This window comes from Gracilimonas mengyeensis, from assembly GCF_900182705.1.
Classification (GTDB): domain Bacteria; phylum Bacteroidota; class Rhodothermia; order Balneolales; family Balneolaceae; genus Gracilimonas; species Gracilimonas mengyeensis.
The window spans coordinates 1-4,613 of the sequence record NZ_FXTP01000028.1 but is presented as its reverse complement, the minus strand read 5'-3'; the positions used below and the strand labels follow the sequence as shown (position 1 = coordinate 4,613).

At 67.3% G+C, this 4,613-nt stretch carries 1 protein-coding gene; it reads left to right on the top strand.

Annotated elements, in window-relative coordinates:
- Positions 1 to 50: 50 nt before the first annotated feature.
- On the top strand, positions 51 to 4,553 hold the full coding sequence (locus FN815_RS18745) for an Ig-like domain-containing protein (protein WP_221930362.1): 4,503 nt from the start codon (positions 51 to 53) through the stop codon (positions 4,551 to 4,553).
- Positions 4,554 to 4,613: the final 60 nt, after the last annotated feature.

Here is a 4,613-nt window from a genome sequence, read left to right as displayed (position 1 = left end):
TGGAAGCCGGCGGCGCGGCGGCAGCCATTGACAACGGCGGGGATGCCACCGTGTCGAATGTGGATTCTCCGGATTACAACGGCGGCTTTTTGGAGATCAGCGACAACGGGGCCAACAACACCGCCAGCGGGAATTTTTCGGTAGATGGAACGAATGTGACCTCCGGCGGTGATGCGACTATAGCTGCGGGCGAGACCATCGCTGTAGGCGGAACGTCTATCGGAACGGTAGCGGCCGCCCCCAACGACGGGCAGGGGGGCAATACCCTTGAAATAAACACCAACGGCAATTCCACCAATGCCCGGATGCAGACGCTGCTGCGTAACCTGCGCTGGAGCGCGGCGGCGGGAAGCGGCGCGCAAACCTTTACGCTGACGCTCAATGACGCCGACGGGATCGCCAACGGCGGCGACGAAGACGCGGCCGCCAACTTTACCATGACCTTAGGCAACCCGCCGGTGATTGCGAACCTCGGCGGGGACGCGGTGGACTTTTTAGTGGATGGCCCGGCCGTTAACCTCGACGCGCTTGCGGCGGCCGGACTCACCGACTCCGACAACCCGGCGAGCCTGAGTGGCGGGAGCCTGACGGCCACGGTATCCTCCGGGGCCGCGGCCGCGGAAGACGTCCTGACCCTGGATACCTCGGGTGGGGTAACCCTGTCCGGCACGACGGCCGGGAGCAACGTAAGCGTGAGCGGGACGGTGGTGGGGACCCTGGCCAGCAATATCGCCGCCGGTAACGACCTGCAAGTGAATTTTACTGCCAACGCGACCCTGGCGCGGGTGGCAACGCTGCTGCAGGCGATCCAGTACAGCAGCAGCGCCTCCCCGCTGAGCGAAGCCTCCCGGCAGGTATCGGTTACGGTCAGTGACAACGACGGGCTGGTCAGCGATGCGGCGACGATCACGGTAACCACCGTGGCCAACCAGGCGCCGGCGCTCTCGGCCACCGGGTCGAATCCGGCCTACCTGGAAGGCGGCGGAGGAACCGGCCTGTTTAGCGGGGCCACGGCCTCTACCACCGAAGCCGGGCAGTCCCTGACGGGCCTGACCCTGACGGTGACCAACCTGGCCGATGGGGCGGACGAGATCCTGCGCGTGGACGGCACCGATGTGGCCCTGACCGACGCAAACTCGGTGACCACCGCCACCAACAGCCTGACGGCGGCGGTGAGCGTGAGTTCCACCACGGCCACGGTGAGCGTAAGCGGGGGGAGCCTGAGCCCGGCGGCCCTACAGACGTTGGTAAACGGGCTGACCTACCGCAATACCTCCGACGATCCGGAAACAACCAATCGGGGCGTAACGATTACCAGCCTCAGCGATAACGGGGGCACCGCCAATGGCGGGGACGACACGGCCAGCCTGTCGATTGGGTCTACGATAAGTATTACCCCGGTCAACGACGCGCCCACTCTTAGCGCTACGGGCACCGACCCGACCTACACCGACGGGGACGCGGCGGTGGCGCTGTTCACCGGGGCGGGTGCCTCGACGGTGGAGACCGGGCAGGCCTTCACGCAACTTACCTTTTTAGTGGCCAACCTGGCCGACGGGGCCGACGAGAAAGTGACCATCGACGGGACTGAGCTGGCCCTGACCGATGGCACAACGGCGACCTCTTCAGGTAACAACCTCAGCGTGAGCGTAAGCGTGACGACCGGCACGGCGACGGTAACGGTGAGCGGGGCCGGCATCGCCCCGGCGACCATGAACAGCATTATAGAGGGGCTGGCCTACCGCAACAGTTCCTACAGCCCGTCGACCGGCACGGCCCGCACGGTGATGCTCACCGGGCTGACCGACGACGGGGGGACGGCCAACGGGGGCGACAACGCCGAGACCTTCGCCGTGAGTTCGAGCGTGAGCGTGGCCGACCAGGTGCGTCCGGCCCCTGCGCTGGCCTCCAGCAGTCCGGCCAGTGGGGCTACGGGCGCTGCCCCGACCGCCCCGGTCACCGCAACCTTTGACAAAGACGTGAGCGTAGTGGACCTGTCAGGGGTCACCATCACCGGCGGGGGCAGCCCGGCCGGCGGGGTGAGCGCGAGCCTGACCAGCACCACCGAGCTGAGCATTACCCATAACGCCTTCGCGACCGGAGTGAGCTATACGGTGACTATTCCGGCGGGGGCCCTCCAAAACGTGGACGGGGTGGCCAACGGGGCCATCACCTGGAGCTTTACCACCGTGGACCAGGGCCCGCAGCTGACCAGCTCGGACCCGGCCGACGGGGCCACGGGGGTAGATACGACGGGGACCTTTACCCTGACCTACGACCAGCGGCTCTACCCCGGCGACCTGGGCGGGATTAGCCTCTCCAGCGCCGATGGAACGACCATCAGCGGACTACAAGCAAGCCTTACCGACAACCAGGTATGGATTGCCCATCCGGACCTGAAAGCCGCGACGAGCTATACCCTTAGCCTGCCGGAGGGCGCGGTGCGCAACAGCGGGCTGGTGGCGGCGGCCCCGCTGGAGCTGAGCTTTACCACCACCCTGGGAACACCGCAGGTGACAAGCACCACCCCGGCGGAGGGCACCACAGGGGCATCCACCAGCGCGCCCCTCACGGTGGGCTACAACCAGCCGGTGGCCCTGACCGATACGGCGGAGTACCGCCTGACCGGTGCGGGAGGACAACAGGTACCCCTGAACGCTTCGGCCGCCGATTCGGCGCTGACGCTAACCCACGAGGGGCTGGAGCCGGCGACCACCTACACCCTGACGCTGGCGCACGGAGCACTGGCCAATGGCGAAGATATTCCCTCGGCGGGGTTCACTCTGAGCTTTACCACCAGCCAGCCCGCCCTGCAGGTGATGGGTACGAATCCAGAGGATAATGCCACCATGGTGGCCGTGGGCGCCCCGGTTGAGGTGCGCTGGAGCCAGCCGGTGGAGATTGCCGACTCGCTGGGTATTGCTCTAACCTACGGGGGCAACGCTGCCGACCCGGCCCCGATCGCGCGCATGCAAACCATTGGGGACACCCTGCGGGTGACCCCGGAAACGTTGCTCGCTGGTCGCACCGTGGAGCTTCGCCTCGCCGAAGGCGCCCTGGCCAATGCCGACGGAGTGGGCAACGCAGCCTTTACCCTGAGCTTTACCACCGCCCCGGCGGCCCCGGATGCCCCGGAGCTGATCGCGCCCTCCGGCGGCGCCCTCACCGATACGGCCCTGACCGTAGTCTGGCGGGCTCTCGAGGGAGCGACCTACCGGGTACAGGTAGCCACGAGCGCAGATTTTACGACCCTTATCCGCCAGGAAGAAGCCCTGACGGACACGAGCCTAGCCCTGGAGGGGCTGGCCCGGGAGACCACCTACCACTGGCGGGTGCAGGCGAGCGGTCCGGGCGGGACCAGCGGATGGGCGAGCGCCTCCTTTACGACCCGGCCGGCCCTGCCGGGCAGCTTGGTGCTGCTGGCCCCGGCCGATGAGGCCACCGACGTGCCGGTGGGAGCAAGCCTGCGCTGGAGCAGCGCCTCCCGCGCGGCTGCCTACCAGGTGCAGATTGCCGATGGCGAGGACTTTACCCGGCTGATGATGAACGCGCACCTGGCCGATACCACGACCCGGGCCACCAACCTGGCCGCCGGGCAGGACTACCACTGGCGGGTGCGGGCCAAGAATGGCGGCGGGGCCGGCCCGTGGAGCCCGGCCTTCCGCTTTAGCACCCTGCCGGGCGAAGGCATTCGCCTGGCCAAAGGGCTGGGCGAGCGCACCCTGGCCGAGGACTTTGACTCGCTGGCGGTAGCGGTGCTGGATACGGTGTTTACCAACCTTGGGGACGGCGCATTACGCTACGAGGTAGAATCTACCCAGCCGCTGGCCCGCGCCTCCGTGCGCGAAGACACGCTGTGGCTGGCCCCCGTCCCGGACGCCTTCGGGGCGCTGAAGCTGGCCGTGACGGCCCGCGACGAGTCCGGTAACGCCCTTACGGACACCCTGGCGGTGACCATCACCGCGGTCAATGACGCCCCGCGGGTGGCCCTGCCGGCCGATACGACCTTTGGGGTGGAGGGCAGCGTCTTTGAACTGGCCTACGGGCCCTTCGTGGCTGACCCGGAAAGCCCGCTGGAAGACTTGACCATTGAGATTCAAACCGGGCAGGAAGGCATTGCCGTGAGCGTAGATCCAGAAGCTGGCTTGGTGCGCGTGGACGCGGGCGACTACCGCGGGCTGGCCACGGCCGAGCTGCGCGTGAGCGACCCCGAAGGCGCCCTGACCCGCAGAACCCTGCGCGTGGACTTTATGGGCCCGGTGTCTGCCGAGACCGAGGGGCAGCTCCCGGTGAGCTACAATTTGGCCCAGAACTACCCGAACCCCTTTAACCCCACCACGGCGATCAGCTACGGGCTCCCGGAAGCAGGCGAGGTGCGCCTGGAGGTGTACAACATGCTGGGGCGGCGCGTGGCGGTGCTGGCGGAGGGCCGGCAGCCGGCGGGCACCTACACGGTGCGTTTTGACGGGGCAGAGCTCTCCAGCGGGGTGTACCTGTACCGGCTGGTCGCCGGCGGGCAGGTCTTCACCCGCAAGCTGACCCTGATTAAGTAAATCCATTCCCACAAACCAAAAAGAACCTGCACAGCCGCCGGCACCCCCGGCGGCTTTTTT